Here is a 24,573-nt window from a genome sequence, read left to right as displayed (position 1 = left end):
TCAGGCCCGTTTGACGTTGCCTTGGCAAGGGGCTTTGCGCCGATCCGTCCGTGCTGCCAATGGCCGCCGGGCGGTTCAGTGCGGCTTGACCGGAACGGGTGCCGGGGCGGCGACGCGCACGGGCACGGCTGTGCCACCGCGCGGTTCGTCATCCTTGTCGGCCAGCAGCATGATCGCGATCGCGAATTGCACCCCGGCAAAGACGATCCCGTTGAGCACCCAGAAGGCGATCACGGCCATCATGCCGATGCTGGAGGTGCTGACCAGATGCCAGAGGTTCGCGACGTTGAACCAAAGGATTGCCCCGGTGAAGGCCGCCGCGATGGCAAAGCCGATGACGCAATGCAGGATGTAGAAATTGACGATTCTGGGCATGGCGTGCTCCTTTCGCGCTTCACAAGGATAGCGCAATACCGCGCCTCTTCAAATGAGGTGTCCTGTCGCGCCTGCGGGGGAGGGAGTCTGGCCCGGCCGTGGCTCAGGCCAGCCCGTCCTCATCAAGCAGGTGCCGTCCGGCCCGGTCTTCGACCTCGATGACCCAGAGGTCCGGATCGAAGCCCCGTTGCCTGGCGATGGCGGCGTCGACGTCGCGTTCGGCCCCTTGGGCCAGCACCGCCCAGGTCCGGTCGCCGGTGGCGAGGTCGAAGCTGCGGTGGAACAGAGTCGCCTGTCCGTCGAGCGTGGCCTGTTTGACCAGCACCGCCCCGGCGGTGTCGTCGCCGTGCGACACCACGAAAGCCGGGATATCGGCCAGCCGCAGCCGGGCGATATAGGCAGACACCCAGAAGGAAGCGGTCAGGCGGCTCATGTCGGATCTGAGTTTATTGGCCAAGATGAAGGGGCCGCCGTCACGCCGGGTCCGCCGAGGGCGCACTTGGTTGGGGCGGTGGTGGCGGGCATCGCGTCAGGTGTTGCCGTCTTTGAAATCGAGCCCCATCTCGGAATACCGTTCGGATTCCTCGAGCCAGTTTGGCCGCACCTTGACCTGCAGGAACAGGTGCACCTTGCGGTCGAGGAATTTGGCGAGTTCTTCGCGCGAGGCCTTGGAGACCGACTTGATCGTCTCGCCGCCCTTGCCCAGCACGATCCCTTTGTGCCCGTCGCGGGCGACGTAGACGATCTGGTCGACGCGGGCGGAGCCGTCTTCGCGCTCTTCCCAGTTCTCGGTCTCGACGGTCAGCTCGTAGGGCAACTCCTGGTGCAGCCGGAGCGTCAGTTTTTCGCGCGTCATCTCGGCGGCGATCATTCGCATCGGCAGGTCGGCGATCTGATCCTCGGGATAGAGCCACGGCCCTTCGGGCATCTTGGCCCCCAGCCATGCCCGCAGGGCGTCGCAGCCGTGCCCCTTTTCGGCGGAGATCATGAAGGTCTCGGCAAAGGGGTAGGCGTCGTTCATCTCTTTGGTCAGTTGCAGCAGCGCCTCGGTCTTGACCCGGTCGATCTTGTTGATCGCCAGTGCCACGATCCGCCCTTCGCCGATTTCGGCGAGCCGGGGCAGGAGCGTCTTGACCCCTTCGGTGATCCCGCGATGCGCCTCGATCATCAGCACCACGACGTCCGCATCGGAGGCGCCGCCCCAAGCCGCCGCGACCATCGCCCGATCCAGCCGCCGCCGCGGCTTGAACAGGCCGGGCGTATCGACGAAAACGATCTGGGCGTCGCCTTCGATGGCCACGCCCCGGATCCGGGCCCGCGTGGTCTGCACCTTGTGCGTCACGATCGACACCTTTGCCCCGACCATGCGGTTGAGCAGGGTCGACTTCCCGGCGTTCGGCTCTCCGATCAGGGCTACGAAGCCCGCGCGTGTGTTGCTCATATCGTCCTCACTAAGCCCTGCCCGTGCAGGTCTGCGGAAGGCTTGCCCCTATCCTTCTGGCGACAGCCGGTCAAGCATCGCCTGCGCGGCGGCCTGTTCGGCCTGACGTTTCGATCCGGCGGTGGCCCTTGCGGCGGCCCCGTCGGTGAGCCGGACTTCGATGGTGAAGACCGGCTGATGATCCGGGCCGGAGCGCCCGACCTCGACATAGGCGGGGGGCGGCGCGCCGCGGGCCTGGGCGTATTCCTGAAGGGCGGTCTTGGCGTCGCGGGCATCGGTCTCGACGCTGGCGATCCGTCCGGCCCAGAGCCGCAGCACCACCGATTGCGCCGCGGCGATCCCGCCGTCGAGATAGACGGCCGCGATCACCGCCTCCATCGCGTCGGCCAAGAGCGCCTCTTTGCGCCGCCCGCCGGATTTCATCTCGGAACGTCCGATCTTGAGCACCTTGCCCAGATCGATGTCGCGCGCCACGTCGGCGCAGGTTTCGCGCCGCACGAGGGCGTTGTAGCGCGGGGCGATCTGCCCTTCGGTCGCGGTCTTGTCGGCGGCGAGCAGCGCCTCGGCCATCACCAGCCCGAGCACCCGGTCGCCCAGAAATTCGAGCCGCTGGTTGTCGTCGCGGTTGGGCGAGGAGACGGAGCCGTGTGTCACGGCCCGCACCAGAAGCGCGGGCGTTTCGAACCGGTGCCCCAACCGTTTGCAGAAGGAGCCGAGTTCCGCGGACAGTTTCACAGCGATCGCCTCATGCCGGACCTAGTTGATCGCCTGGAAGTAGCGGTCGCTGCGCCATGTCCAGAAGGCCAGCATGGACCGTCCGGCCGAGGAGAACATGATCCGGTCGGCCCGGCCCACGATATCCTCGTAGGGCACGAACCCGACGCCGCCCGCATTCTGCGGCACCCGGCTGTCGGTGGAATTGTCGCGGTTGTCGCCCATGAAGAAGAAATGCCCCTCGGGCACGGTGAACACGCCGGTCCGGTCGGAGGACTGGTTGCCGATGTTCAGGATGTCGTGGCTGACCCCGTTGGGCAGGGTTTCGGTGAAGCGCGACTTTTCACAGGCGGCCCCCATTGCGACCGCTCCGTTTTCACAGCGCGGCAGCAGCCCTTGCGGCCCTTGCCGTTCCATCGTTTCGACGAAGGTGCCGGCGTCCTCGATCTCGACCGGGGTTCCGTTGATCGAGAGCAGCCCGTCGGTGACCTGGATCGTGTCGCCGGGCAGGCCGATCACACGCTTGATGAAATCCGCCCCGGTGACGGGGTGCCGGAACACGACGACGTCGCCCCGCTCGGGCTGGTTGTCGAGGATCCGTCCGCCGCCGGGCGGGGATTCCGGGTCTTCCGGGTCGGAGCGGAACACGCCGCAGAAATCGTCCGCCGAGATATCGATGCTCAGCGCCGGAATCCGGATCGACGGGCAGGAGGCATAGGAGTAGCCGTAGGCCATCTTGTTCACAAAGAGGAAGTCCCCGATCAGCAGCGTGTCCTTCATCGACCCGGACGGAATCCAGAACGGTTGGAAGAACAGCGTCCGAAACACGCCTGCGATCAGCAGGGCGTAGACCACGGTCTTTACCGTCTCGACGATGCTCGCCAAGAGCCCGGTTTTCTCTGCCATTTGTTGTGACGCCTATGTTGTCTTGCCTGTGGCTTGTTTCATGGGCTGTGACGGTGCCCAAGTCAAGGCGGGCGCGGGGTCAGCGATCCCCCGAACGCCCTTCGGACCGGCCGGCAGCGCCATTGCCCCCGGTCTCGTCATCGCCCTGCATCGGCAGCGCCTCGATCACCACGAAGGCCTGCGCCCAGGGATGGTCGTCGGTCAGGGTCACGTGGATCACCGCCCGGTGCCCCGGAGGTGTCAGCTTGTCGAGCCGGTCCTTGGCCCAGCCGGTGACGTGCATCACCGGTTGCCCGGTCCGCAGGTTGGTGACCGACATGTCTTTCCACGCGATCCCCATGGCCAGCCCGGTCCCGAGCGCCTTGGAGCAGGCCTCCTTGGCGGCCCAGCGTTTGGCATAGGTGCCGGGGGTATCCTTGCGCCGCTCTGCCTTGGCCTGTTCGATGTCGGTGAAGACCCGGTTGCGGAACCTGTCCCCGAACCGTTCCAGCGTGCCGGCGATCCGGTCGATGTTGCACAGGTCCGAGCCGATCCCGATGATCATTCGCGGCCCAGCTGCTGGCTGACGGCGACGTCGCCGGTGGCTTGGTTGACGGTGATGGTCAAAAGCGTGCTGTTCTGAAATCCCGCCTCCGGCAGCACGATGGTGGCGGGCAGATCAAAGCTGAGCCCGGTGGCCGGATCATAGGCGGCGCTGAGGTCGGAGAACTGCAGGTTGGCCCAGCCTTCGGTATCGGTGCGCGAAATCGCCCGGCATTGCGCTTCGCCCTCGGAATAGGGCGGCGAGAGCACGAGCAGGTGGAAATTGGCGGCCTCCGGCCCGCCCGCGTCCACGACCGTCAGCCGCACCGCGCCGTTGGCAAAAGTGCGCGTGTGCGCGTCGTAGGGTTCGGGCGTCGTGGCATTGGCGATCATTGCGCCGAAGCAATCCGTCACCTGTTGCGCCGTGGCGTCCCCCGCACCGGCGAAGGCCGCCGCGCCGATCAGCGCAAGCGACGGCAGCACCGGCGCGCTCGCCGTCATGCCCGCGCCTCGTCCATGATCCGCCGCATCTCGGCGATGGCCGGTTGCAGCCCGCGAAAGATCGCCTCGCCGATGATGAAATGCCCGATGTTCAACTCGGCCACCTGCGGGAAGGCCGCGACGGGCGCGACGGTGTCGTAGGTGAGCCCGTGACCGGCGTGCACCTCGAGCCCCAGTTCGTGGGCGAAGGCCGCCATCTCGCGCGTCTTCTCGAGCTCGGCGTCGCGGGTGTCGAAATCGCCCTCGGCATGGGCATCGCAATAGGCCCCGGTGTGCAGTTCGATGACCTGCGCCCCGATCCGGTGCGCCGCCTCGATCTGGCGCTGATCGGCGGCGATGAAGATCGACACCCGGCAGCCCGCCTCGCGCAGCGGCGCGATGAAATGCGCCAGTTGGTTCTCTTCGCGGGCGACTTCGAGCCCGCCTTCGGTCGTCCGTTCTTCGCGCTTTTCCGGCACGAGGCAGACCGCATGGGGCGTGTGGCGCAGGGCGATTTTCTGCATCTCGGCGGTGGCGGCCATCTCGAAATTGAGCGGCACGGTCAGCGCCTCCATCAGACGATCGATGTCGCTGTCGGAGATATGGCGTCGGTCTTCGCGCAGGTGCGCGGTGATCCCGTCGGCCCCGGCGGCCTCGGCCAGCTTGGCGGCGCGCACCGGATCGGGCGTATCGCCGCCGCGGGCGTTCCGCACCGTGGCCACGTGATCGATATTCACACCCAAACGCAAATGGCTCATGCCCGATACTCCTTGATTCACGCCGAACCTAGCGCGGTGCGAAGGGAAGGTCAGGAGGCATTCTCAGGTTTTTTGCGCAACTGCCCGAGCTTGGCCTGAAGCCTCTTGCGGCGGCTGTTTTGATAGACCCGGATCACCGGCACAGAGAGGTAGTAGGCGAAGGTCGCCGCGATGATCCCCGGAATGATCCCGCCGATCATGAACGGAAAGAACACGTCGTCGTAGAACAGCGAGAGCCGGTGCCAATCCATCGTCTCCGGCGTGAAGATCGCCCGGAAATTGTGGAACAGATCGTTCCATGCCCCGGTAAATTTCGACGAGAGCGACGTCTCCAACTCGCTGGGCGGCCGCCCGCCCACGAGCCGATGCCCGAACCACAGCGAGGTGGCCGCGATCGGCACGTAGGTGAGCGGATTGCCGAAGAAGGTGCCGAGCAGGGCGGCGAGGATATTGCCCCGCATCAGCCTCGCGATCAGCCACGCGATCACGAAGTGCAGCCCAAAGAACGGGGTAAAGGCGGTGAACACCCCCGCCCAGATCCCACGCGAGATTTTCTCGGGCGTGTCGGGCAGCCGCCGCACCCGGTGCTTTACATATTCAAACGCCCGGACCCAACCGCCACGGGGCCAGACAAAATCCAGCACCACTTGCCAGATGGGCCGTCTGTCCCTGCGTTTGAAAACCACCTGCGAACTCGTCCTTTGTTGTGCCGTTTTACCCGATGCAAAGACTGTCGCTGGCTCGCTTCAGGTCTTGGGTCGTTCTGCTGCCCGCGACGGGTCGCGGTGGCGCGAGATGGAGGAGACGTTGCTTTCGGCCTCCAGCGCGGTCATGACCCGGTGCAGATGCTCAGCATCGCGCAAATCTACGTCGATCAAAAGGCGATAATAGTCCGGTTTTCTGTCGACGAAGTTCAGATCGGAGATATTGGCGGACTGTTCCCCGATCAAGGTGCAGATCCGGCCCAGCACCCCGGCGTCGTTGGTGATCGTCAGATCCAGCGTCACCGTGGAGGTGGCCGGGTGGGTGCCGTCCTGCCAGCGCAGGTCGACCCAGCGTTGCGGTTGTTCCTCGTATTCCACGAGTGCCGGGCAATCGATGGCATGGACCGACACGCCCTTGCCCCGGAAGGTGATCCCGACGATGCGTTCGCCGGGCACCGGCTGGCAGCACATCGCCCTTTGCCGCGCCTGATCGACGCCGAGCCCTACGACCGCCCGCTTTTCATCGAGCTCTTCGCCGGATCGTTGCAGCAGACCGGGATAGATCGCCCGCACCACGGCCCGCGCCGTGATCTCGGCGCTGCCGAGCCGGGCGAGCATTTCGTCCACGTCGTTGATCGCAAATTCCTTGGCCGCCGTCTTCAGCGCCTTGTCGGTGGCCTTCTTGCCGACGTTCTCGAACGCCACGCGGGCCAGTTCGCGCCCGAGCTTGATGAACCGCTCGCGGTCCTCTTCGCGCAGCGACCGCCGGATCGCCGTCTTGGCGCGCCCGGTGACGGCGATGTCGATCCACGTGGCCTGCGGGGTCTGTCCCTCGGCGGTGATGATCTCGACCGATTGCCCGTTCTTGAGCCGGGTCCAGAGCGGCACCCGCATCCCGTCGACCTTGGCGCCGACGCAGGCGTGCCCGATCCGGGTGTGGATCGCATAGGCGAAATCAATCGGGGTGGCTCCGCGCGGCAGCTTGATAACGTCGCCCTTGGGCGAGAAGCAGAACACCTGATCGGTATACATCTCGAGCTTGACGGTCTCGAGGAACTCGTCGTCGCCGTGATCGTCGTCGAGCCGTTCGGTCAGCTGCGCGATCCAGCGCACCGGATCGACGGCGAACTGGTTTTCGACGCGCTGCCCGTCGCGGTAGGACCAGTGCGCCGCAACGCCGGTTTCCGCCACTTCGTGCATCTCGCGGGTGCGGATCTGCACCTCGACCCGCTTGCCGTCGCGCCCGGACACGGTGGTGTGGATCGACCGGTAGCCGTTGGTCTTGGGTTGCGAGATGTAGTCCTTGAACCGCCCCGGCACCGCCCTCCAGCGTTGGTGGATGATCCCCAGAACCCGGTAGCAATCGGCCTCGGACCCGGTGATGATCCGAAAGCCGTAGATGTCGGACAGCCGCGAGAAGCCCTGATCCTTCTCCTGCATCTTGCGCCAGATCGAATAGGGCTTTTTCGCCCGGCCCAGCACCTCGGCCTCGATCTGCGCCTTGGCCAGTTCGCCGCGCATGTCGGTGGTGATCCGTTCGATCACGTCGCCGGTTTCGCGCTGAAGCGTCAGAAACCGCCGGATGATCGAATTGCGCGCCTCGGAGTTGAGCACCTTGAAGGCCAGATCCTCGAGCTCTTCGCGCATCCATTGCATACCCATCCGCCCGGCCAGCGGGGCAAAGATGTCCATCGTCTCGCGGGCCTTTTGCGCCTGCTTTTCGGGCCGCATGGATTTGATCGTGCGCATGTTGTGCAGGCGGTCGGCCAGCTTGACCAGCGTCACCCGCAGATCCCGCGAGGTGGCCATGAACAGCTTGCGGAAGTTCTCGGCCTGCTTGGTCTCGGAGGAGGTCAGTTGCAGGTTGGTCAGCTTGGTGACCCCGTCGACCAGATCGGCGATCACGGTGCCGAACCGTTCCGCGACGATCTGGTAGTTCGCCTTGGTGTCTTCAATCGTGTCGTGCAGCAGGGCGGTGATGATCGTGGCGTCATCCATCTGCTGTTCGGCCAGGATCATGGCGACGGCGACGGGATGCGTGAAGTAGGGCTCGCCCGAATGGCGGAACTGGCCTTCGTGCATCTGCTCGCCAAAGGCGTAGGCGTCGCGGATCAGGCCGGAGGCGGAGTTGGGGTTGTAGGTGAGGACCCGTGAGATCAGGTCCTCTACCGTGATGTTCGGTGCGGGGATGTGGCGGTTCGTGATGTCCAGCGCCGAATTCATCGGGGGTGGCGTCCTATGATTGCCGCTGTCCCCGGCGGTCGGTGTCGTGGATCAGCGCTGACCCTGAGCTTCCATCAACTCGCGCAGGAGGCGCTCGTCGGGCATGTCGTCGTGCACGGGCTTGTCCTGCTCGGCACCCATCAGCAGCGCCATCGAATCGTCTTCCGGCTCGTCGACTTCGATCTGGGTCTGGTTGGCTTCGATCATCCGCTCGCGCAGATCGTCCGCCTGCTGCGTCTCTTCCGCGATCTCGCGCAGCGACACGACGGGGTTCTTGTCGTTGTCGCGCGACACGGTCAGCGGCGAGCCTGCGGCGATTTCACGGGCGCGGTGCGCTGCCAGCATGACAAGTTCGAATCTGTTGGGGACCTTGTCCACACAATCTTCGACGGTAACGCGGGCCATGAGCTGCTCCCTTTAGAGGATAAATTGCATAATGCGCCGGACGACAGAGTCGCCAGCGCAGTTGAGCTGTATTTAGGCCTCTATGCCCGGAAACACAAGCCGGTTTGCACCGGCTTTTTCCACCGGCTTTTTCACGCCGCCCCGGCGTGCGGGTCGGTGTCAGGCGGCGATGGCCCGGATCTCGGCCTTGTCGGCCTGCGGCAGAGCGTCGAGCATTTCGGTCACGGTCCGGCCCAGCACCGGATGGCGCCAGTCGCCGGCCACCTCGGCCAGAGGGACCAGAACGAAGGCCCGGTCCTGTAGCCTCGGGTGCGGCAGGATCAGTCTGTCCGGCGCGGTTCTGGCCTGCTCTTCGAGGGGCAGATCGCGCCAGGCGGTCTGGGTCGCCGGATCGGGCAGGATCAGGTCGTCGTAGGCCAGCAAATCCAGATCGAGCGTGCGTTGACCCCAGCGCACCCGCCGCTGTCGGCCAAAATCCGCCTCTAGGTTGTGCAGGCAGTGAAGCAGTTCTGCCGGAGATAGACGCGTCTCGATCCGAATGGCGGCGTTGATGAAGTCGGGCCCGGCACCGGCTGGAAAACAAGGGGTTTCGAACAGCCGGCTTTTCCCCGTGATGGGGCCGGCCCGGCGCGATACTTCGTCCAGAGCGCGGCGGATGATTTGTTCGGAGGTTTCGTTGCCGTCAGTGGGGAGGTTGCTGCCGAGAGCTATCAGCGCAATTGACGTGACAATTGCTTGATCGGAGGCTTGCGGCATGCGACTTTTCCTTTATTTGAAGCTGTTCTGGTTCGTAAAATTAACATCCACTCACGGATCTACGGGAAAGAGACCAGAGATCGGAAGGAAAATTTAATGTTCTACCGCGACGAGCGATTGGCGCTCTTTATCGACGGTTCCAACCTGTATGCCGCTGCAAAATCATTAGGTTTTGACATCGACTACAAACTGTTGCGCCAGGAATTCATGCGCCGGGGCAAGCTGCTTCGGGCATTTTACTACACCGCGCTCCTTGACAACGACGAGTATTCGCCGATTCGCCCTCTGGTTGATTGGCTGCACTACAACGGCTTCTCTATGGTTACAAAACCGGCCAAAGAGTACACCGACAGTCAGGGACGACGTAAGGTAAAAGGCAACATGGACATCGAGCTTGCCGTCGATGCCATGGAGCTGGCGCCCCATGTCGACCACATCGTGCTGTTCTCTGGTGACGGCGATTTCCGCCCCCTGATCGAAGCGCTTCAGCGCAAAGGTGTTCGGGTGTCTGTCGTTTCAACGATCCGCAGCCAGCCGCCGATGATCGCAGATGAACTGCGTCGGCAGGCGGACGATTTCATCGAACTCGACGGGTTGCGCGACGTTGTGGGACGTCCGCCACGCGATCCACGTCCGATGGATGACGCCGAAGTGGAAATGGCCGACGAGTAGGCCCGCTTCGCACACTCAATGCCAAGTCCGGGTCGGGTTATCGGAACCGCGCCCACCGGACTTGGCTGACTTCCCATTCCAGCGCGTCATGTGTCGGCGCTCTGTCGCTGCTCTGGAAGACGCCGGGAATTGGCGTCGTGACGGACCAGCATGCCTCATAGGATTGCCCGGGCTCGATGATCCGGTCGCTTTGGTAATCCTCGCGCCGCTCGACAGAGCTGTATCCGGCACGTTTCCCGACGAGAAAAACCGAGACGTCGTCGAGCGTTCGCGTGCCGCCATTGGTGATCCCCATCCACATCGGATAGTCGCCGCTGCATCCGTTGGCCCCGTAGGCCACCTGCACATCAAGACGCCCGAGGTTGTAGCCGTAGCTTTGGGTGTAGCTGTAGTAGCCGGACGCCGCTGCGGCCGTCCCGCCGAGCAGCAGGATGCCGAGGCCGACCTTTCCCCACCGCGCCCACCGTCGCGCCGGCGCGGTCATGCGAGGCCCATGACGGATTGGCTGTAGAGCCCGACGGCCGTCATCACAAAGCTCATCACCACGAAGCCGGCGAATGTATTGCGCCGATAGAGCCGTCCGACGAGCCAGCCGAGCATCAGCCCGCCTATGCCGGCCCCGACACCTTGGGCGAACATGTCGCTGGCCATACCCGGGTATCGTGTCACCGGGAACGCGCCCCAGAACAGCCCGCCGATGCCGCAGGCGATCGCGAAGCCGAGCGAAAATATCACGAAACGGGATCTGGACGCGCCGCCTCTGGTCGGGGATTGTGTCGTCGAAATGGTCATGCGTCCTCGCAAATCTGTGTCGCGGGCCGGATCGACCCGCCCTTTCGGACTTGGTGATCCTCCTTTGTGGCGGAATACCGGACAAGTTGGGGCCATTCTGAAACCGGCCGTTCGCCTGTGCTCTGGTTGCCCGAGCGCAGGACGCCCGCGGCCCCAAAACGGAGCGTTGCCGTGTCTTCCTCTTTGCTCACGCCTGACGACATAGAGACCTATCAGCGCGACGGCGTCGTGCTGATCCGGGGTCTGTTTGCCGATCACGTCGACGCCCTGCGAGCGGGCGTGGACCGCAACATGGCCGAGCCCGGTCCCTTCGCCGCCGAGAACCTCAAGCCCGGCGAGGCGGGCCGCTTTTTCGACGATTACTGCAACTGGACCCGGATCCCGGAGTTTCAGCAGGTGATCGCCGACAGCCCCGCCGCAGAGGTGGCCGCCGATCTGATGGCCTCTGAGGCGGTTCAGATGTTTCACGATCATGTGTTGGTGAAGGAGCCGGGCACCTCCAAGCCGACGCCGTGGCATCAGGACGGCCCGTATTACTTTGTCGAGGGTCGTCAGACCGTCAGCTTCTGGTCGCCGCTCGATCCGGTGACCGAGGCTTCGCTGCGCTGCGTGGCCGGATCGCATCTCTGGCCAAAGCCGGTCTTGCCGAAGCGTTGGCTGGCCGACACCTCGTTCTATCCCAACCCCGACGACTATATGCCGGTGCCCGATCCCGATGCCGAGGCGATGGAGATCCGCGAATGGGCGATGGAGCCCGGTGATGCGGTGGCCTTCAACTTCGGCATCCTGCACGGCGCCCGCGGCAATGAGACCGCCGGCCGTCGCCGGGCGTTTTCCCTGCGTCTGGTGGGCGACGATGCCCGCTATGTCGAGCGCCCCGGCCCGACTTCGCCGCCGTTTCCGGGCCACGAGATGCAGTCCGGTCAGCGCCTGCGCGAGGATTGGTTTCCGGTGCTACTCGACCGCTCCGCCTGACCTGTCGCCGGGATAGAGCGCCCGGATGCGGGCGAGGGCGGCGTTTGCCCTGTCGGTGATCGCCTTGGCGTCCGGCTCTGCCATCGCGCGGGTGACCCGCCGGACCTGCCAATCCCCGACCAGATTGGTGATATAGACCTCGGCCATCTCTGCCGGGGCGCCGCTCAGCTGGCCGCTCTGCGCCGCCGCCGCAAAGACCTGCCCCAAGAGCGGGGCGACCGCGTCGCGCCCGGCGGTGCCGAGCGCCTCTCCCAGCGTTCCCGTAGCATCCGCCGCCGCCGCCCGGTTCAGCGCGATGGCCCGCCGCCCGACCAGCATCCCCAAAAGCTCCGGCCCGATCCGCGACAGCCCGACGAGCGGGTCGGCGCCTGTGTCGATATGCTGGCTGAGTGCGGCCTTGATCCCCTCGGCGTTCCGGTCGACCAGCGCCCGGAACAGGCCGGTCTTGTCGCCATACCAGCGATAGAGCGTTTCGTTCGACGCCTTGGCCGCCCGCGCCAGCCCCTGCATCGACAGCCCTTCGTAGCCGCCCTGATCGAGAAGATCATAGGCTGCGGCCTCGATCGCGTCGCGGCGCTGCTGGCGGGCGGATTGTTTCATGGCGACTCCGGTGTTGACAGAAAACGTAACCATGATTACGGATAGCGCAAGGCGTAATTGGAATTACGGATTTTGGAGGGCGAGATGAGACAGGCAGCGATCGGGATGACAATGCTGGGCGTATTGTTCGCAGGCGCCATATTCGGGTTCTTCTACGCCTGGGTCTGCTCGACCATGTGGGGCCTTGATGCGGCCGACCCGCGCGTGGCGATGGCGGCGATGCAGGCGATGAATGCCAGCGTGCGCAATGCGGTCTTCGCGCCCGCCTTCTTTGGCACACCCTTCGTGCTCCTTGCCGCAGCGGCGCTGGCCTATGCCGCGCAGGCGCGCGGTGCGGCGGGCTGGTTGCTGGCGGCGGGGCTGGTCTATCTGGGGGGCGGGATGATCTTTACCATCCTGTCCTTCATTCCGATGAACGAGGCTTTGGGCGCGACCCCGGTGCCCGCCTCCGAAGACGAAGCCCGCGTGATCTGGACGACCTATTCGCAGGCATGGCAGCCGATCAACCAGATCCGCGCGGCGCTCTCTGGGGTGGCGCTGTTGCTGGCTGCTGTCGGGCTATACCGATTGGCGGGCGCTAAGGGAGCAGTCTCTTGAGCAGCAGCGTCAGATCCTTGCGGGTGTCCTCGGCGTCTTGCCGGGGCAGGGCCTCCATCCCGATCAGCGCGGCGTATAGCAAACGCGCGGCGCGGCCCGGCTGCTTGGCGTTGGCGGCGAGCATCAGGTCCTTGAGGTATCCCAACCGCCGGGATTCGACGCGGGCCAGCGCCTCGGCCGCCGCCGGATCGGCCCGGCCCCATTCGCGCAGGGCAGGCTCGGCGGCGCGTCCGCCATATGCATCGGGGTCATCGGCCGTCGCGGCCTCGACAAAGCGCCGGATCCGGTCGGCAGGCGGCGAGGCGTCGGCTTCGCCCGCGATCTCGTCGGTGGCGGCGGCCTCCCAATGGGCCAGCATTGCGGATTTCAGCGCGGGGACATCGGCAAAATGCCAGTAGAACGACCCCTTGGAGACCTGAAGGCTCCGCGCCAGAGCCTCGGCCCGGATGCCCTTGGGCCCCTCGTCGGTAAGCGCCCGAAAGGCGGCGTCGATCCAATCCTGCGGGGTGAGCGTGCGGCGATCTGTCATAGGATGACCATACGATGCCGTATTGGGCAGATCAACCGCCCGCATCCTGCGCCGACCGGGTGGACGTTGCCCCCCCGCTCACCTAGATTTGGGTCTGACCCTGACCGGAGAATTTTGATGTCAAAGCCGCCTCTGACCCTCTACCTCGCCGCCCCTCGCGGGTTTTGTGCGGGCGTGGACCGGGCCATCAAGATCGTTGAGATGGCGATCGAGAAATGGGGGGCGCCCGTCTACGTGCGTCACGAGATCGTGCACAACAAGTTCGTGGTCGACGATCTGCGCGCCAAGGGGGCTGTGTTTGTCGAAGAACTCGACGAATGTCCGCCCGATCGCCCGGTGATCTTTTCGGCGCATGGCGTGCCGAAATCGGTGCCGCAGGCGGCGGAGGCCCGGCAAATGGTCTATGTCGACGCGACTTGTCCGCTGGTGAGCAAGGTGCATATCGAAGCCGCCCGCCACGCCGAAGCCGGACTGCAGATGATCATGATCGGCCACGCCGGCCACCCCGAGACGATCGGCACAATGGGCCAGTTGCCCGAGGGCGAGGTGCTCTTGGTCGAAACCGTCGAGGACGTGGCGCAGGTCGAGGTGCGCGATCCGTCGCGGCTGGCCTTTGTGACCCAGACGACGTTGAGCGTGGATGACACCGCCGATATCGTGGCCGCCCTGAACGCCCGGTTTCCGCAGATCGTCGGCCCCCACAAGGAAGACATCTGCTACGCCACGACCAACCGTCAGGAGGCGGTCAAGGCGATGGCCCCGAAATGCGACGCGATGCTGGTGGTCGGCGCGCCGAATTCGTCGAACTCGCGGCGCTTGGTCGAGGTCGGGGCGCGGGCAGGCTGCGGCTATGCCCAGCTGGTGCAGCGGGCCACCGATATCGACTGGCGGGCGCTGGAGGGGATCGGCTCGATGGGGATCACCGCCGGAGCCTCGGCCCCCGAAGTGCTGATCAACGAGGTGATCGACGCCTTCAAGGCAAGGTTCGACGTGACCGTCGAACCTGTGGTGACCGCCGAAGAGAACGTGGAATTCAAAGTGCCGCGCGTGTTGCGCGAACCTGCCTGACGGGCGGGGTCACCCGCTGGGCGGGTCCACCCGCCTGGCGCAAGCGATCACGCGGCCCTGCAGTCACACCAACGGCCCAAAGGGCCGCGAAAGGAGCGACCCATGCTATCCGCCCAATTCCTCATCACCGCCCTGATCGTCGTGCTGATCCCCGGCACAGGCGTGCTCTATACGCTGGCGCTCGGGCTGGGGCAGGGGCGCCGGGCGGCGGTGGCTGCGGCGTTCGGCTGCACCATCGGCATCGTGCCGCACCTTCTGGCGGCGACCCTCGGGCTGGCGGCGGTGCTGCACACCTCGGCTCTGTTGTTCAATCTGGTAAAGTTCGCCGGGGTCGGCTACCTGCTGTGGCTCGCTTACGGTGCGCTTCGCTCGGGCGGGGCACTGGCGGTCAGCGCCACCCGCACCGCCGATCCGGGCTGGATCATCGCCCGGCGGGGGGCCCTGATCAACATTCTGAACCCGAAACTGTCGATCTTCTTTCTGGCGCTGCTGCCGCCCTTCCTGAGCGGCGATGCGGCGACAGCGACCGCAGAGATGGTGCTGATGGGGGCGGTCTTCATGGCGATGACCTTCGTCGTTTTCGCGGTCTACGGGGTGTTCGCGGCCTCTGTCCGCGATCTGATCCTTGGCAGCGAGCGGGCGATGGCGTGGATGAACCGCAGCTTTGCCGCGGTTTTTGCCGCCCTCGCGACCCGGCTTGCGCTGGAGCGTGCCTAGCCTGTTCAAAAGGCGCGGCGGTGCGGGCAAACGGGCTGCCGTCCCCTTTTCATCTTGGCAAAAAAACTCTAGTGCTACGGCTCTGAAAAGGGCTGGCTCATGACACGAATTCCGACCGCTCCACTGTTGCTGGGCCTCGCTGGCCTGATCCCCTTCGTCTGGGGCGCGATCAGCACGATGCGCCCGGATTTGGCGGGGCCGGTTGCGGGCGGTCTGGGGGCGCGTTTCGTCGGCCCCTATGTGCAGCTGTTCTACGGCTCGGTGATCCTGTCGTTCATGTCGGGCGTGCTTTGGGGCTTTGCCGCAAAGGCCGAGGGCCGGCCGGCGGCGACGGGCTATGTGCTGTCGGTGATCCCCGCCCTTTGGGCCTTCTTCATGACCGGGGGCGGCCCGGTGACGGCGGCGACGAACCTGATTTTCGGCTTTCTGGGCCTTCTGGCGCTGGATTGGCATTTCTGGCGGCTCGGCATGGCGCCGTCGTGGTGGATGAGCCTGCGGATCGGCCTCACGGCCATCGTGGTCCTGTGCCTGTTGCCGGTGGCGTTCTGAATGCCGGATGCCCGGACATTGGCGGCCTATGCCGCGAAGGCGGAGGACTATGCCGCTCTGACCCGCACCGACGCTCCGGGCGCGGAACTGACCCGTTTCATCGAGAGCCTGCCAGAAGCGGCCAAAGTGCTCGATCTGGGCTGTGGCCCGGCCACGGCCTCGGCGCATATGCGTGCCGCCGGCCTGCGCCCCGATCCGGTAGATGCGAGCCCGGAGATGGTCGCCCTTGCCAATGCCACGCACGATATCGGCGCCCGTCTGGCGACCTTCGACGACATCGCGGGCGAGGCGGTCTATGACGGCGTCTGGGCCAATTTCAGCCTGCTTCATGCGCCGCGCGCCGATCTGCCCCGCTATCTGGCCGCGCTGGCTCGTGCCTTGCGCCCGGGCGGAGTGTTCCACATCGGCATGAAGACCGGCGAGGGCGAGGCCCGCGATGCGCTGGGCCGCCACTACACCTATGTCTCGGTCCCCGAGCTGGAGGCGCTGGTCAGCGCCGCCGGGCTGCAAGTGACCGATACCCGCGAGGGCCGCGAAGCCGGACTGGCCGGAACCGTCGATCCCTTTGTCATCCTGAACGCCCGAAAGTTGCCCTGAATGCCCGAGTTGTTCGCCTATACAGACGGGGCCTGTTCCGGCAACCCCGGCCCCGGAGGCTGGGGCGCCCTGCTGATTGCCCGCGAGGGTGACACGGTGGTCAAGGAGCGCCCGTTGTCCGGCGGCGAGGCCCATACCACCAACAACCGCATGGAGCTTTTGGGGGCGATCAACGCTCTGGAATCGCTCAGCAAGCCGAGCGCCATCACGATCGTGACCGACAGCGCCTATGTGAAGGGCGGCATCACCGAATGGATTGCCGGCTGGAAGCGCCGCGGCTGGAAGACCTCGACCAACAAGCCGGTCAAGAACGAGGATCTGTGGCGCAGGCTGGAGGCCGCCGCCGCCCGTCACACCGTGACATGGGAATGGGTCAAGGGCCACGCCGGCCATCCCGAGAACGAGCGCGCCGATGAGTTGGCCCGGCAGGGCATGGCGCCGTTCAAGGCCTAGTTTGCGCGGTCAGACCCGGGGCGCTGCCCCGGACCCCGGGATATTTTTGACCCAAAGAAGAGGGGTGCGTCGGGCGGGCCCGCCGGACGTGGACTCTAACGGTTTGCGCCGGGCACCCAGAGCACGTCGGCCTTGCCGTTGTCATTCGCCATCCGCGAGGCGACGAAGAACCAGTCGGAGAGCCGATTGAGGTATTTGACCGCCGCCTGGTTGACCTCTTCCATCGTGGCGAGCTCGACCACGAGCCGTTCGGCTCGCCGGCTGACCGTCCGACATTGGTGCAGATGCGCGGCCAGTGCCGACCCGCCGGGCAAAACGAAGCTCTTCAGCGGTGTGAGGTTGCCGTTCATCGCGTCGATTTCGCGCTCCAGCCGGTCGACCTGTCCGTCGCTCATCCGCAGCACCGGGTAGCCCGCCTCCTGATCCTTGGCCATTTCGGGCCGGCAGAGATCGGCCCCGAGGTCGAACAGATCGTTCTGAATCATCGCGAGTTGATCGTCCATGTCGCCGCTGGCGTGCAGCCGCGCCAGCCCGACGACAGAGTTGGTTTCGTCGACCGTGCCGTAGGCGGTGACCCGCAGCGCGTGCTTGGCCACCCGCGTTCCGTTGCCGAGTGCCGTGTCGCCGCCGTCGCCGGTGCGGGTGTAGATCTTGTTCAGGACAACCATGCTTGGGCCTCTTGTCAGTTGGGGGTCAGACGCCGGTGTCGCGCCGCATCCAGACGTAGAACAGGATCAGCAGGATTGCGATGAACTGTGCTCCGATCCGGTAGCGCATGATCTTGTTGGCGTTCTTGCGGTTGAATTCGCCGCCTTTGCCGAAGCCGCCGATCCCCAGAAGCAGGATGCCCGCCACGATCAGGCAGGCGACGAGGACGAGGATGAACAGGGGATCTTGCATCATGGCAGGCATTCCTTTTGACCGCTGTCCGCCCCATGTAGCAGGCTGCGCCGCAAAGGAAAGGGCGAGCCCGCCCTAGCCGCGCGACAGCAGCCAGTCCAGCGCCCGCGTCGACAGGAGCCTGCGAAGGTTCCCAAAGACATAGGTCGGCGTCGTGACATAGTATCGCGCCTTTGGTCGTTTCGCCGTCACCGCCCGGTAGAGCTTTGCCGTGACCGCAGACGGTTCGAGCTGGAACGTGTCCGGCCCGCCGTCTTCGTAGAGCCGGTGCATCAGCTTTTCATAACGCGCCCGCCGGGCCGAATTCTTCCAATCGATCCAGCGTTCGAAATGCGGTATCGAGTTGATCCGGATCTTGGAGGCGATCGGCCCCGGTTCGATCAGCACCACGTCGATATTGCTGCCCCGCATTTCCAGCCGCAGCACGTCGGTCAGCCCTTCGAGCGCGAATTTCGTGGCCACGTAGGCGCCCCGCCATTCGTAGGCGACCAGCCCCAGTATCGAGGAGTTTTGCACGATCCGCCCATGCCCCTGCGCCCGCATCACCGGGATCACCAGCGTCGTCAGTTCGTGAACCCCGAACAGGTTGGTCTCGAAGATCGCCCGCAGCCCGTCGCGCGGGATGTCCTCGACCGCCCCGGCCATGGCGAAGGCGCCATTGTTGAACAGCGCGTCGAGCGTGCCCCCCGTCGCCTCGAGCACTTCGGTGAGCCCGGTGACGAGGCTTTCGGAATTGGTGTAGTCGATCAGCGGGCTGTCGAAGCCTTCCGCGGCGAGCCGGTCGCAATCCTCGCGTTTGCGGCAGGCGGCAAAGACCCGCCAGCCCTTGGCCCGCATCCCGTGGGCGGCGTCATAGCCGATGCCGCTGGAGCAGCCGGTGATCAATATGGATTTCATCAGGGTAGACCGTCGCCGCTTGGGTTTTCCCAAGGTCTAGGCGCAATGGGCCGCGCCCGCAATTGCCCTTACTGGGTCAGGAAACGGGCGGCGACCCAGCCTTCGGTGCCATCGCTGCCGATCCGCACCAGCGCCCAGCCGTCGGTCAGCTCGGAGAGCACGATCACCGGCGCGTTCTGATCGAGCTTCGTGAGAACCCGGTCGTTGGTCGACGGGCCGGAGCGCACGTTCAGCGAGGTCGCATCGACGAACCGTTGATCGACGCTCTGCGTGCTCGGTGTCGCGAGGGACGCCAAGACCGGCTCCGGCGTGGTGGCGGCGGGGGCCGGTTCGGCCAGGGCCGCGGCGATGGCGTCGGCAACGGCCTGTTCGGCGGCCTCGACCTCGGCGGAGGCGGTGACCAGGGGCTGTGCCAGCCGCTCCGGCACGCCGGGCAGGGCATTGACGCTGGCGATGGTGTCGTCTTCGGCGCGGGTCACGATCTCGGGTGCGGGCAGGGGCGTGGTGTCGACTTCGGCCACGGAGGCCGAGGCCCGTGTCTCGGGCACAAAGTCGCTCCCGCCTGACAGCTCGTAGAAGCCAAGGCCGAGAAACAAGAAGGTCAACAAGATAAAGCTACGCACTGTGTATATCCCCGGATCGGAATCGTCTGATTTGGTCGCCGTCTACACACTATATCAAATTCTTCGCAATTTGGACGGGGAAAAACCGCGATCTTCAAACCGCTTTGGGTCTCTTATGCAACAACTTGTATCTGTCGCGGATGGAATGGCCCCGGTTGCGCCGGGTGCTTTGCCCTCGGCGGGGCCGTTGTCCTGATGGCAAGGCCGTTCGGACTCTAGACCTCTGCGACGCCCCGTTGTATCGGTTTGCCATGTCAGACACACCCGACACCGAATTGCCAGATATGAACCCGGTCGAACCGCTCCGCCGCGCCATTGGCGAGCGCTATTTGACCTATGCCCTGTCGACCATCATGAACCGGGCGCTGCCCGACGCCCGTGATGGTCTGAAGCCGGTGCACCGCCGCATCCTTTATGCGATGAGCCGGCTGCGCCTGTCTCCGACCGGGGGATTCCTGAAATCCGCCAAGATCAGCGGCGACACGATGGGCGATTTCCACCCCCACGGCGATGCGGCGATCTATGATGCGATGGCCCGGCTCGCGCAGGATTTCAACGTCCGCTATCCTCTGGTCGACGGGCAGGGCAATTTCGGCAATATCGACGGCGATAACCCGGCGGCCTCGCGCTATACCGAAGCCCGGATGACCGCCGCCGCCGAGGCGCTGCTCGAAGGGCTGTCGGAGAATGCCGTCGATTTCCGCCCCAATTATGATGGCCGCCTCGAAGAACCCTCGGTGCTGCCCGCGACCTTTCCGAACCTGCTCGCCAATGGTTCCAGCGGGATCGCGGTGGGCATGGCGACCAATATTCCGCCGCACAACCTGCACGAATTGATCGACGCCTGCCTGCATCTGATCAAGACCCCGGAGGCTCGCGACGAGACCCTTCTCAACTATATTCCCGGCCCGGATTTCCCGACCGGTGGCGTGATCGTCGAGCCGCCTGCCAATATCGCGGAGGCCTACCGCACGGGCCGCGGCTCCATCCGTCTTCGCGCCCGGTGGGAGAAGGAGGAACTGGGCAAGGGCCAGTGGCAGATCGTTGTCACCGAGATCCCATATCAGGTGCAGAAATCCAAGCTGATCGAACGGCTCGCCGAGGTGATCCAGACCAAGAAGGTGCCGCTGCTGGCCGATGTCCGCGACGAGAGTGCCGACGACATCCGGGTGGTCCTTGAGCCGCGGTCGCGCACTGTGGACCCCGATCTGCTGATGGGGATGCTGTTCAAGAATTCCGATCTGGAAACCCGGTTCAGCCTGAACATGAACGTGCTGATCGACGGGCTGACGCCCAAGGTCTGTTCGCTCAAGGAAGTGCTGCGCGCCTTCCTCGACCACCGCCGCGACGTGCTCTTGCGCCGCTCGCAGCACCGGATGGACAAGATCGACCACCGGCTCGAAGTGCTCGAAGGCTTTATCATCGCCTTCCTCAACCTCGACCGGGTGATCGACATCATCCGCTATGACGACGCCCCGAAAGAGGCGCTGATGGCCGAGGTCTGGGGCCGCGATTTCGTGCGTGCCACGGACGAGAACGACTATGTCTCGCCGCTGCCCGCCAAGGGCGACGGCGAATTGACCGAGGTGCAGGCCGAGGCAATCCTCAACATGCGCCTGCGCAGCTTGCGCCGCCTTGAGGAGATGGAGCTGATCTCCGAGCGCGACGCCCTGATGGCCGAACGTGCCGGGTTGGAAGACCTGCTCGACAGCCCCGATATCCAGTGGAAGACGATCGCCGAACAGCTCCGCGAGACCCGCAAGCTCTTTGGCCGCGGCAGCGAGGGCGGTGCCCGTCGCACCACCTTTGCCGAGGGCGGCGAGGTGGCCGAAGTGCCGCTGGAGCTGATGATCGAGCGCGAGCCGATCACCGTGGTCTGCTCGGAAATGGGCTGGGTCCGGGCGATGACCGGCCATATCCCGCTGGACCGCGAGTTGAAGTTCAAGGACGGCGACAAGGGCCGCTTCCTGTTCCATGCCGAAACCACCGACAAGCTGTTGGTGTTCGGCACCAACGGCCGGTTCTATACCGTGGTCGCCGCCAACCTGCCGGGGGGCCGCGGCATGGGCGAGCCGTTGCGCCTGATGATCGACCTGCCCAACGAGGCGCAGATCGTGGCGCTGTTCATTCACCGCCCCGAGGGCAAGCTGTTGGTCGCCTCTTCGGCGGGCGACGGGTTCATCGTGCCCGAGGCCGATGTGATCGCCCAGACCCGCGCCGGCAAGCAGGTGCTCAACGTCAAGGACGGCGTGGTCGCCCGTGTCTGCCATGCGGTCGACGGCGATCATGTGGCCGTGGTGGGCGAGAACAGGAAAGTGCTGGTCTTCCCCCTCGACGAGCTGCCCGAGATGGGCCGCGGCAAGGGTGTCAGGTTGCAGAAGTACAAGGATGGCGGTCTGTCCGATGCGACGACCTTCACCCTGGCCAATGGTCTGAGTTGGCACGATCCCGCAGGCCGCACCCGCACCGAATCCGAACTGGGCGAGTATTTGGCCAAGCGCGCCAGTGCCGGCCGGATGGCACCGCGAGGATTCCCGCGCGACAACCGGTTCACCTGATGTGGCAGCGGATGAGCAAGCCCGTCCGTATCCTGTTGATAGGGTTGGGCGTTCTTGTTCTGGCGGGGCTGGCGTTGATCAATCCGATCGGCCGCGCGATTTTGGTCACGCCGACGGCGGGCGCCGGCTGCGAGACGCCGGACACCGTCGAGGGCCTCGATTTCCGGTCGGCCTTCAATTCGGAGAACCAGATCGTCAACGGCTCCATGATCCGCAGTCTCAGGGGCGATCCAAGCCCCGATTGCCGCCGCATCGGCAACAGTTATCGCTGCACGCAGGACGGCCCGACCACCGTGGAAGTTCGCCTGCCCGGAATGCGCCTGCTCTACGAGGTGCCGGAGGCCACGCAGGCGACGATCTTTGGCGACCGCCGCGACGCGTTTTGCGTGATCACGTCGGAACAGGCGGAGTGAGCGTCGACGAGGTCGCGCCCGTCGCCTTTGCCGGGCGACGCGGGTCGCTCATGGCGCTGGCCCTGCGCGTCGGCTTGCTGACCCTTGCCACGCTCGGCGTCTACCGGTTCTGGGGCCGCACCCGCCTGCGCCGCTGGTATTGGTCGGCGGTGCAACCCGGCGGCGATCCTTTGGAATATACCGGCGACGGGGCCGAGAAATTCGCGGGCTTTCTGATGGCCGTCTGCGTGCTCGCCCTCTGGCTGGGCGTGGTGAACCTCTTGCTGATGTTCGTCAGCCTGTCATGGCTCGCCGCCCCTTGGCTCGCCTATGTGCTGAGCGTCGTCGGGCTGATCCCGGTCTGGGCCTATGCCCGATACCGTGCCCGCGCCTACATGCTGGCGCGGACCCGCTGGCGCGGCATCCGCTTTGGCATGGCGCCGGGGGCTGCCGGCTATGCCGGCCGGGTCTGCCTGCACGGCATGTTCACCCTTGCCACGCTGGGCGCGCTGTGGCCCCGGATGACCTTCAAGCTCGAAAAATACCGCACCGACAGGACTTATTTCGGCACCCTCCGTCTGCATCAGGGCGGCCAATGGACCATACTCCTCCCGGCCTATACGCCGGTGCTGGTGTGCGGCGCCTTTGCGCTGGCGTCCCTGCTGTTGGCGGCGACCTCGACGCCCCGCATGGTCTGGCTCGCGGTGCCGTTCGGGATCGGCGCCCTATACGGGATCGTCCGCTACCGGGTTCTGTCAATCCGCTTGATGGCCGAGGCCAAGACGGCGGGCGGCCTGAGCCTGATCGCCACGCCGGACCCGGTGCGGGTGGCGCGGATCGTCGGCTTTGGCTGGCTGGCGATCACGATCGTGTTGGCCCTGCCGCTGATCGGCGCGGCCTTCGTCTATGCGCTGGCCCCTGCGGGCCGGATTGAGCTCCTGCTCGCCACCGACCCGACCAATCCGCTGGCGCTCTTGGCGCTCGCCCTGTTCCTGATCCTCTATTTCGGCCTGTTCGTGGCCTATGGCGTGCTGCGCCACGGGCTGATCACGATGCCGCTCTGGCGTCACTATGCCGAGAGCCTGACCGTCACCGGCACCTCCGCACTTGCCGCCGTCCGGCAACGTGACCGGCAGGCTGCGCCCGAGGCGGGCGGGCTGGCCGAGGCGCTGGATATCGGGGCCGCGATATGACCGAGCGGACGATCATCGCCGTGGGGTCGCGCGCCGCCCCCTATCACGCAAACGGACGGCTGTTCGACGGACAAAGCCCGGTGGCGCAGCCGGTTGCATTGTCATTCGACGACGCTGCCAAGACCTTGGTCATCGCGACGGACGAGGGCGACATCGCGCACCAATGGCCGTTCGAGAGCCTGCGCCGGGTGCCGGGCGCGGCGGCGGATCAACTGGTGGTGTCGAGCACCGATGCGGGCGATGCCCGGCTTCATATGCCCGGCGGCGATGCCCGCCTGATCCGCACACGGGCGCCAAAGCTCGACCGGCGCCATCTGCGGGTGCGTCGCGGGCGGCTGGCGGGGCTGGTCGTCGCGGCGGTGGCGGCCGTGGCGCTGATGCTGGCGGTGCTGGTGCCGGCCTTGGCGGACCGCTTGGCCAACTACCTGCCGCCGGAGGGCGAGGCGGCGCTGGGCGAGGCGACCCTTGCCCAAGTCCGCAATGCGCTGGGCGATGCGCTGATGGGACCTCTGCCGATGTGTGACGGCCCCGAGGGGCTCGAGGCGCTCGCCGCCTTGCAGGATCGTCTGTCGCCGGAGGCGGATGTCACGGTGCGGGTGCTCGATCACCCGATGGTCAACGCCTTTGCCCTGCCCGGTGGCGTGGTGATCCTGTTCGACGGGCTGATTCAGACGGCCGACAGCGCCGAAGAGGTCGCCGCCGTTCTGGCGCATGAGACCGGGCATGTGGTGGCCCGCGATCCGACCCGGACCGCGCTGCGCTCGGCGGGGTCGATCGGCGTGCTCGACCTGTTGTTCGGGGATTTTGCCGGCGGGGCGATGGTGCTGTTCCTCACCGAACGGATCATCTCGGCGAGCTATACCCAAGAGGCCGAAGCCGCCGCCGACAGCTATGCGCACGAGGCTCTGGCGCGGGCGTCGATCTCGCCCGCCGCTATCGCGACCCTGTTCGAGCGGATCAAGGCCGAGCGCGGTGACGCGGACCCGATCGTCCAGCACTTTCTGGCGCATCCCGCCATGGCGGACCGGATCGAAGCCGCCCGCGCGGCTGTGCCCGAGGGGCAGAGAACGGAGCCCGCCCTGTCGGATGCCGCATGGGCCGGCCTGCGGGCGATCTGCGATTAGATAAAATCCGGCGAATGGCCCGGCGAGGGCGATCTTGCGCTTGATTTCCGCCC

32 protein-coding genes are annotated in these 24,573 nt (G+C 65.6%); 12 read left to right on the top strand and 20 right to left on the bottom strand.

Translation table 11 applies throughout. The features are described from left to right. Positions 1–75: 75 nt before the first annotated feature. From LOM8899_RS02990 to folK, 12 genes are all read right to left on the bottom strand, one after another. A complete protein-coding gene (locus tag LOM8899_RS02990; protein WP_093990655.1) occupies positions 76–375 on the bottom strand; it encodes a hypothetical protein in 300 nt (99 codons plus the stop codon). 103 nt (positions 376–478) lie between these two features. After that, the gene (locus tag LOM8899_RS02985; protein ID WP_093990654.1) at positions 479–808 is read right to left on the bottom strand and encodes a DUF1491 family protein; all 330 of its coding nucleotides are present in this window, start codon (positions 806–808) and stop codon (positions 479–481) included. A 96-nt stretch (positions 809–904) separates the two neighbouring features. After that, positions 905–1,816, bottom strand: a complete 912-nt coding sequence (gene era, locus LOM8899_RS02980) for a GTPase Era (RefSeq protein ID WP_093990653.1) — start codon at positions 1,814–1,816, stop codon at positions 905–907. Positions 1,817–1,864: 48 nt separating this feature from the next. Next, positions 1,865–2,551 carry a ribonuclease III gene (gene rnc, locus LOM8899_RS02975; protein ID WP_093990652.1) on the bottom strand — a complete coding sequence of 229 codons (687 nt, stop codon included), beginning with the start codon at positions 2,549–2,551 and terminating at the stop codon, positions 1,865–1,867. A 21-nt stretch (positions 2,552–2,572) separates the two neighbouring features. Next, entirely contained in the window at positions 2,573–3,436 is an 864-nt protein-coding gene (lepB, locus tag LOM8899_RS02970) for a signal peptidase I (protein WP_093990651.1), read from the bottom strand. 79 nt (positions 3,437–3,515) lie between these two features. Then, complete coding sequence (gene acpS / locus LOM8899_RS02965; protein ID WP_093990650.1) at positions 3,516–3,980, bottom strand: holo-ACP synthase; 465 nt, start codon at positions 3,978–3,980, stop codon at positions 3,516–3,518. After that, a complete protein-coding gene (locus LOM8899_RS02960; protein ID WP_093990649.1) occupies positions 3,977–4,459 on the bottom strand; it encodes a hypothetical protein in 483 nt (160 codons plus the stop codon). Before LOM8899_RS02960 ends, acpS begins: the two co-directional genes overlap by 4 nt. Beyond that, positions 4,456–5,196, bottom strand: coding sequence for a pyridoxine 5'-phosphate synthase (locus LOM8899_RS02955; RefSeq protein ID WP_093990648.1), 741 nt, complete (start codon positions 5,194–5,196; stop codon positions 4,456–4,458). The genes LOM8899_RS02960 and LOM8899_RS02955 overlap by 4 nt, the downstream gene beginning before the upstream one ends. Before the next feature lie 50 nt (positions 5,197–5,246). After that, a complete protein-coding gene (locus LOM8899_RS02950) occupies positions 5,247–5,882 on the bottom strand; it encodes a DUF2062 domain-containing protein (RefSeq protein ID WP_093990647.1) in 636 nt (211 codons plus the stop codon). Between the two features lie 60 nt (positions 5,883–5,942). Continuing rightward, on the bottom strand, positions 5,943–8,123 hold the full coding sequence (locus LOM8899_RS02945) for a RelA/SpoT family protein (RefSeq protein ID WP_093990646.1): 2,181 nt from the start codon (positions 8,121–8,123) through the stop codon (positions 5,943–5,945). 51 nt (positions 8,124–8,174) lie between these two features. After that, complete coding sequence (gene rpoZ / locus LOM8899_RS02940) at positions 8,175–8,528, bottom strand: DNA-directed RNA polymerase subunit omega (protein ID WP_093990645.1); 354 nt, start codon at positions 8,526–8,528, stop codon at positions 8,175–8,177. Positions 8,529–8,687: 159 nt separating this feature from the next. Then, positions 8,688–9,284 (bottom strand): 2-amino-4-hydroxy-6-hydroxymethyldihydropteridine diphosphokinase, encoded by a 597-nt coding sequence (gene folK, locus LOM8899_RS02935; RefSeq protein WP_093990644.1) that lies wholly within the window; start codon positions 9,282–9,284, stop codon positions 8,688–8,690. 96 nt (positions 9,285–9,380) lie between these two features. Here folK and LOM8899_RS02930 point away from each other — a divergent pair, with 96 nt between their 5' ends. Next, positions 9,381–9,956 (top strand): LabA-like NYN domain-containing protein, encoded by a 576-nt coding sequence (locus tag LOM8899_RS02930; protein ID WP_093990643.1) that lies wholly within the window; start codon positions 9,381–9,383, stop codon positions 9,954–9,956. 37 nt (positions 9,957–9,993) lie between these two features. Here LOM8899_RS02930 and LOM8899_RS02925 read toward each other — a convergent pair whose 3' ends face one another. Further along, entirely contained in the window at positions 9,994–10,440 is a 447-nt protein-coding gene (locus LOM8899_RS02925; RefSeq protein ID WP_093990642.1) for a hypothetical protein, read from the bottom strand. After that, positions 10,437–10,691, bottom strand: a complete 255-nt coding sequence (locus LOM8899_RS02920; protein ID WP_133064968.1) for a hypothetical protein — start codon at positions 10,689–10,691, stop codon at positions 10,437–10,439. Before LOM8899_RS02920 ends, LOM8899_RS02925 begins: the two co-directional genes overlap by 4 nt. A gap of 228 nt (positions 10,692–10,919) precedes the next feature. Here LOM8899_RS02920 and LOM8899_RS02915 point away from each other — a divergent pair, with 228 nt between their 5' ends. Beyond that, positions 10,920–11,723 carry a phytanoyl-CoA dioxygenase family protein gene (locus LOM8899_RS02915; protein WP_093990640.1) on the top strand — a complete coding sequence of 268 codons (804 nt, stop codon included), beginning with the start codon at positions 10,920–10,922 and terminating at the stop codon, positions 11,721–11,723. On the opposite strand, the gene LOM8899_RS02910 is transcribed toward LOM8899_RS02915, so the two are convergent. Further along, positions 11,703–12,323, bottom strand: a complete 621-nt coding sequence (locus LOM8899_RS02910; RefSeq protein ID WP_168770453.1) for a TetR/AcrR family transcriptional regulator — start codon at positions 12,321–12,323, stop codon at positions 11,703–11,705. The two genes, LOM8899_RS02915 and LOM8899_RS02910, sit on opposite strands and share 21 nt — an antisense overlap. An 84-nt stretch (positions 12,324–12,407) precedes the next feature. Here LOM8899_RS02910 and LOM8899_RS02905 point away from each other — a divergent pair, with 84 nt between their 5' ends. Beyond that, positions 12,408–12,920: an anthrone oxygenase family protein gene (locus LOM8899_RS02905; RefSeq protein ID WP_093990638.1), complete on the top strand. Its 513-nt coding sequence runs from the start codon at positions 12,408–12,410 to the stop codon at positions 12,918–12,920. Here the strand turns inward: LOM8899_RS02905 and LOM8899_RS02900 are convergent. Further along, on the bottom strand, positions 12,901–13,449 hold the full coding sequence (locus tag LOM8899_RS02900) for a TetR/AcrR family transcriptional regulator (protein WP_168770452.1): 549 nt from the start codon (positions 13,447–13,449) through the stop codon (positions 12,901–12,903). The two genes, LOM8899_RS02905 and LOM8899_RS02900, sit on opposite strands and share 20 nt — an antisense overlap. Positions 13,450–13,566: 117 nt before the next feature. Here LOM8899_RS02900 and ispH point away from each other — a divergent pair, with 117 nt between their 5' ends. From ispH to rnhA, 5 genes are all read left to right on the top strand, one after another. After that, positions 13,567–14,517 (top strand): 4-hydroxy-3-methylbut-2-enyl diphosphate reductase, encoded by a 951-nt coding sequence (gene ispH / locus LOM8899_RS02895; RefSeq protein ID WP_093990636.1) that lies wholly within the window; start codon positions 13,567–13,569, stop codon positions 14,515–14,517. A gap of 102 nt (positions 14,518–14,619) precedes the next feature. Continuing rightward, positions 14,620–15,234 (top strand): LysE family translocator, encoded by a 615-nt coding sequence (locus tag LOM8899_RS02890; RefSeq protein ID WP_093990635.1) that lies wholly within the window; start codon positions 14,620–14,622, stop codon positions 15,232–15,234. Between the two features lie 99 nt (positions 15,235–15,333). Beyond that, complete coding sequence (locus LOM8899_RS02885; RefSeq protein WP_093990634.1) at positions 15,334–15,783, top strand: DUF3429 domain-containing protein; 450 nt, start codon at positions 15,334–15,336, stop codon at positions 15,781–15,783. Then, positions 15,784–16,380: a class I SAM-dependent DNA methyltransferase gene (locus LOM8899_RS02880; protein ID WP_093990633.1), complete on the top strand. Its 597-nt coding sequence runs from the start codon at positions 15,784–15,786 to the stop codon at positions 16,378–16,380. After that, complete coding sequence (gene rnhA, locus LOM8899_RS02875; protein WP_093990632.1) at positions 16,381–16,833, top strand: ribonuclease HI; 453 nt, start codon at positions 16,381–16,383, stop codon at positions 16,831–16,833. It begins immediately after the preceding gene. Positions 16,834–16,928: 95 nt separating this feature from the next. Here the strand turns inward: rnhA and LOM8899_RS02870 are convergent, their stop codons facing one another. The 4 genes from LOM8899_RS02870 to LOM8899_RS02855 form a co-directional block, all read right to left on the bottom strand. Beyond that, entirely contained in the window at positions 16,929–17,501 is a 573-nt protein-coding gene (locus tag LOM8899_RS02870; protein WP_093990631.1) for a cob(I)yrinic acid a,c-diamide adenosyltransferase, read from the bottom strand. A gap of 25 nt (positions 17,502–17,526) precedes the next feature. Continuing rightward, positions 17,527–17,736: a twin transmembrane helix small protein gene (locus tag LOM8899_RS02865; RefSeq protein WP_093991383.1), complete on the bottom strand. Its 210-nt coding sequence runs from the start codon at positions 17,734–17,736 to the stop codon at positions 17,527–17,529. Positions 17,737–17,808: 72 nt separating this feature from the next. Beyond that, entirely contained in the window at positions 17,809–18,633 is an 825-nt protein-coding gene (locus LOM8899_RS02860; protein WP_093991382.1) for an SDR family NAD(P)-dependent oxidoreductase, read from the bottom strand. A 65-nt stretch (positions 18,634–18,698) separates the two neighbouring features. Then, a complete protein-coding gene (locus LOM8899_RS02855) occupies positions 18,699–19,253 on the bottom strand; it encodes an SH3 domain-containing protein (protein ID WP_133064967.1) in 555 nt (184 codons plus the stop codon). Positions 19,254–19,504: 251 nt separating this feature from the next. On the opposite strand from LOM8899_RS02855, the gene LOM8899_RS02850 reads away from it, so the two are divergent. Genes LOM8899_RS02850 through LOM8899_RS02835 form a run of 4 tightly spaced genes read left to right on the top strand, consistent with a single transcriptional unit; the run spans position 19,505 to position 24,520 of the window. Beyond that, the gene (locus tag LOM8899_RS02850; RefSeq protein ID WP_245820413.1) at positions 19,505–21,811 is read left to right on the top strand and encodes a DNA topoisomerase IV subunit A; all 2,307 of its coding nucleotides are present in this window, start codon (positions 19,505–19,507) and stop codon (positions 21,809–21,811) included. An 11-nt stretch (positions 21,812–21,822) separates the two neighbouring features. After that, complete coding sequence (locus tag LOM8899_RS02845) at positions 21,823–22,224, top strand: hypothetical protein (RefSeq protein ID WP_133064966.1); 402 nt, start codon at positions 21,823–21,825, stop codon at positions 22,222–22,224. Then, entirely contained in the window at positions 22,221–23,396 is a 1,176-nt protein-coding gene (locus tag LOM8899_RS02840) for a DUF898 family protein (protein WP_245820412.1), read from the top strand. Before LOM8899_RS02845 ends, LOM8899_RS02840 begins: the two co-directional genes overlap by 4 nt. Further along, positions 23,393–24,520 carry a M48 family metallopeptidase gene (locus tag LOM8899_RS02835; RefSeq protein ID WP_245820411.1) on the top strand — a complete coding sequence of 376 codons (1,128 nt, stop codon included), beginning with the start codon at positions 23,393–23,395 and terminating at the stop codon, positions 24,518–24,520. Before LOM8899_RS02840 ends, LOM8899_RS02835 begins: the two co-directional genes overlap by 4 nt. Positions 24,521–24,573 lie beyond the last annotated feature (53 nt).

Origin of the sequence: Flavimaricola marinus, from assembly GCF_900184895.1 — a bacterium.
Lineage (GTDB): Bacteria > Pseudomonadota > Alphaproteobacteria > Rhodobacterales > Rhodobacteraceae > Flavimaricola > Flavimaricola marinus.
This window is presented reverse-complemented; position numbering and strand designations above follow the sequence as displayed.

What these genes read in the sequence shown, in the direction of transcription:
- rnhA (WP_093990632.1), top strand. Translation starts at nt 16,381, where the DNA reads ATGCCCGAGTTGTTCGCCTATACAGACGGGGCCTGTTCCGGCAACCCC.
- LOM8899_RS02985 (WP_093990654.1), bottom strand. Translation starts at nt 808, where the DNA reads ATGAGCCGCCTGACCGCTTCCTTCTGGGTGTCTGCCTATATCGCCCGG.
- LOM8899_RS02910 (WP_168770453.1), bottom strand. Translation starts at nt 12,323, where the DNA reads ATGAAACAATCCGCCCGCCAGCAGCGCCGCGACGCGATCGAGGCCGCA.
- LOM8899_RS02835 (WP_245820411.1), top strand. Translation starts at nt 23,393, where the DNA reads ATGACCGAGCGGACGATCATCGCCGTGGGGTCGCGCGCCGCCCCCTAT.
- ispH (WP_093990636.1), top strand. Translation starts at nt 13,567, where the DNA reads ATGTCAAAGCCGCCTCTGACCCTCTACCTCGCCGCCCCTCGCGGGTTT.
- LOM8899_RS02925 (WP_093990642.1), bottom strand. Translation starts at nt 10,440, where the DNA reads ATGACCGCGCCGGCGCGACGGTGGGCGCGGTGGGGAAAGGTCGGCCTC.
- folK (WP_093990644.1), bottom strand. Translation starts at nt 9,284, where the DNA reads ATGCCGCAAGCCTCCGATCAAGCAATTGTCACGTCAATTGCGCTGATA.
- lepB (WP_093990651.1), bottom strand. Translation starts at nt 3,436, where the DNA reads ATGGCAGAGAAAACCGGGCTCTTGGCGAGCATCGTCGAGACGGTAAAG.
- LOM8899_RS02890 (WP_093990635.1), top strand. Translation starts at nt 14,620, where the DNA reads ATGCTATCCGCCCAATTCCTCATCACCGCCCTGATCGTCGTGCTGATC.
- LOM8899_RS02900 (WP_168770452.1), bottom strand. Translation starts at nt 13,449, where the DNA reads ATGACAGATCGCCGCACGCTCACCCCGCAGGATTGGATCGACGCCGCC.
- LOM8899_RS02850 (WP_245820413.1), top strand. Translation starts at nt 19,505, where the DNA reads ATGTCAGACACACCCGACACCGAATTGCCAGATATGAACCCGGTCGAA.
- LOM8899_RS02955 (WP_093990648.1), bottom strand. Translation starts at nt 5,196, where the DNA reads ATGAGCCATTTGCGTTTGGGTGTGAATATCGATCACGTGGCCACGGTG.
- LOM8899_RS02865 (WP_093991383.1), bottom strand. Translation starts at nt 17,736, where the DNA reads ATGATGCAAGATCCCCTGTTCATCCTCGTCCTCGTCGCCTGCCTGATC.
- LOM8899_RS02870 (WP_093990631.1), bottom strand. Translation starts at nt 17,501, where the DNA reads ATGGTTGTCCTGAACAAGATCTACACCCGCACCGGCGACGGCGGCGAC.
- LOM8899_RS02945 (WP_093990646.1), bottom strand. Translation starts at nt 8,123, where the DNA reads ATGAATTCGGCGCTGGACATCACGAACCGCCACATCCCCGCACCGAAC.
- LOM8899_RS02930 (WP_093990643.1), top strand. Translation starts at nt 9,381, where the DNA reads ATGTTCTACCGCGACGAGCGATTGGCGCTCTTTATCGACGGTTCCAAC.
- LOM8899_RS02990 (WP_093990655.1), bottom strand. Translation starts at nt 375, where the DNA reads ATGCCCAGAATCGTCAATTTCTACATCCTGCATTGCGTCATCGGCTTT.
- LOM8899_RS02885 (WP_093990634.1), top strand. Translation starts at nt 15,334, where the DNA reads ATGACACGAATTCCGACCGCTCCACTGTTGCTGGGCCTCGCTGGCCTG.
- LOM8899_RS02880 (WP_093990633.1), top strand. Translation starts at nt 15,784, where the DNA reads ATGCCGGATGCCCGGACATTGGCGGCCTATGCCGCGAAGGCGGAGGAC.
- era (WP_093990653.1), bottom strand. Translation starts at nt 1,816, where the DNA reads ATGAGCAACACACGCGCGGGCTTCGTAGCCCTGATCGGAGAGCCGAAC.
- LOM8899_RS02905 (WP_093990638.1), top strand. Translation starts at nt 12,408, where the DNA reads ATGAGACAGGCAGCGATCGGGATGACAATGCTGGGCGTATTGTTCGCA.
- rpoZ (WP_093990645.1), bottom strand. Translation starts at nt 8,528, where the DNA reads ATGGCCCGCGTTACCGTCGAAGATTGTGTGGACAAGGTCCCCAACAGA.
- acpS (WP_093990650.1), bottom strand. Translation starts at nt 3,980, where the DNA reads ATGATCATCGGGATCGGCTCGGACCTGTGCAACATCGACCGGATCGCC.
- LOM8899_RS02845 (WP_133064966.1), top strand. Translation starts at nt 21,823, where the DNA reads ATGAGCAAGCCCGTCCGTATCCTGTTGATAGGGTTGGGCGTTCTTGTT.
- LOM8899_RS02960 (WP_093990649.1), bottom strand. Translation starts at nt 4,459, where the DNA reads ATGACGGCGAGCGCGCCGGTGCTGCCGTCGCTTGCGCTGATCGGCGCG.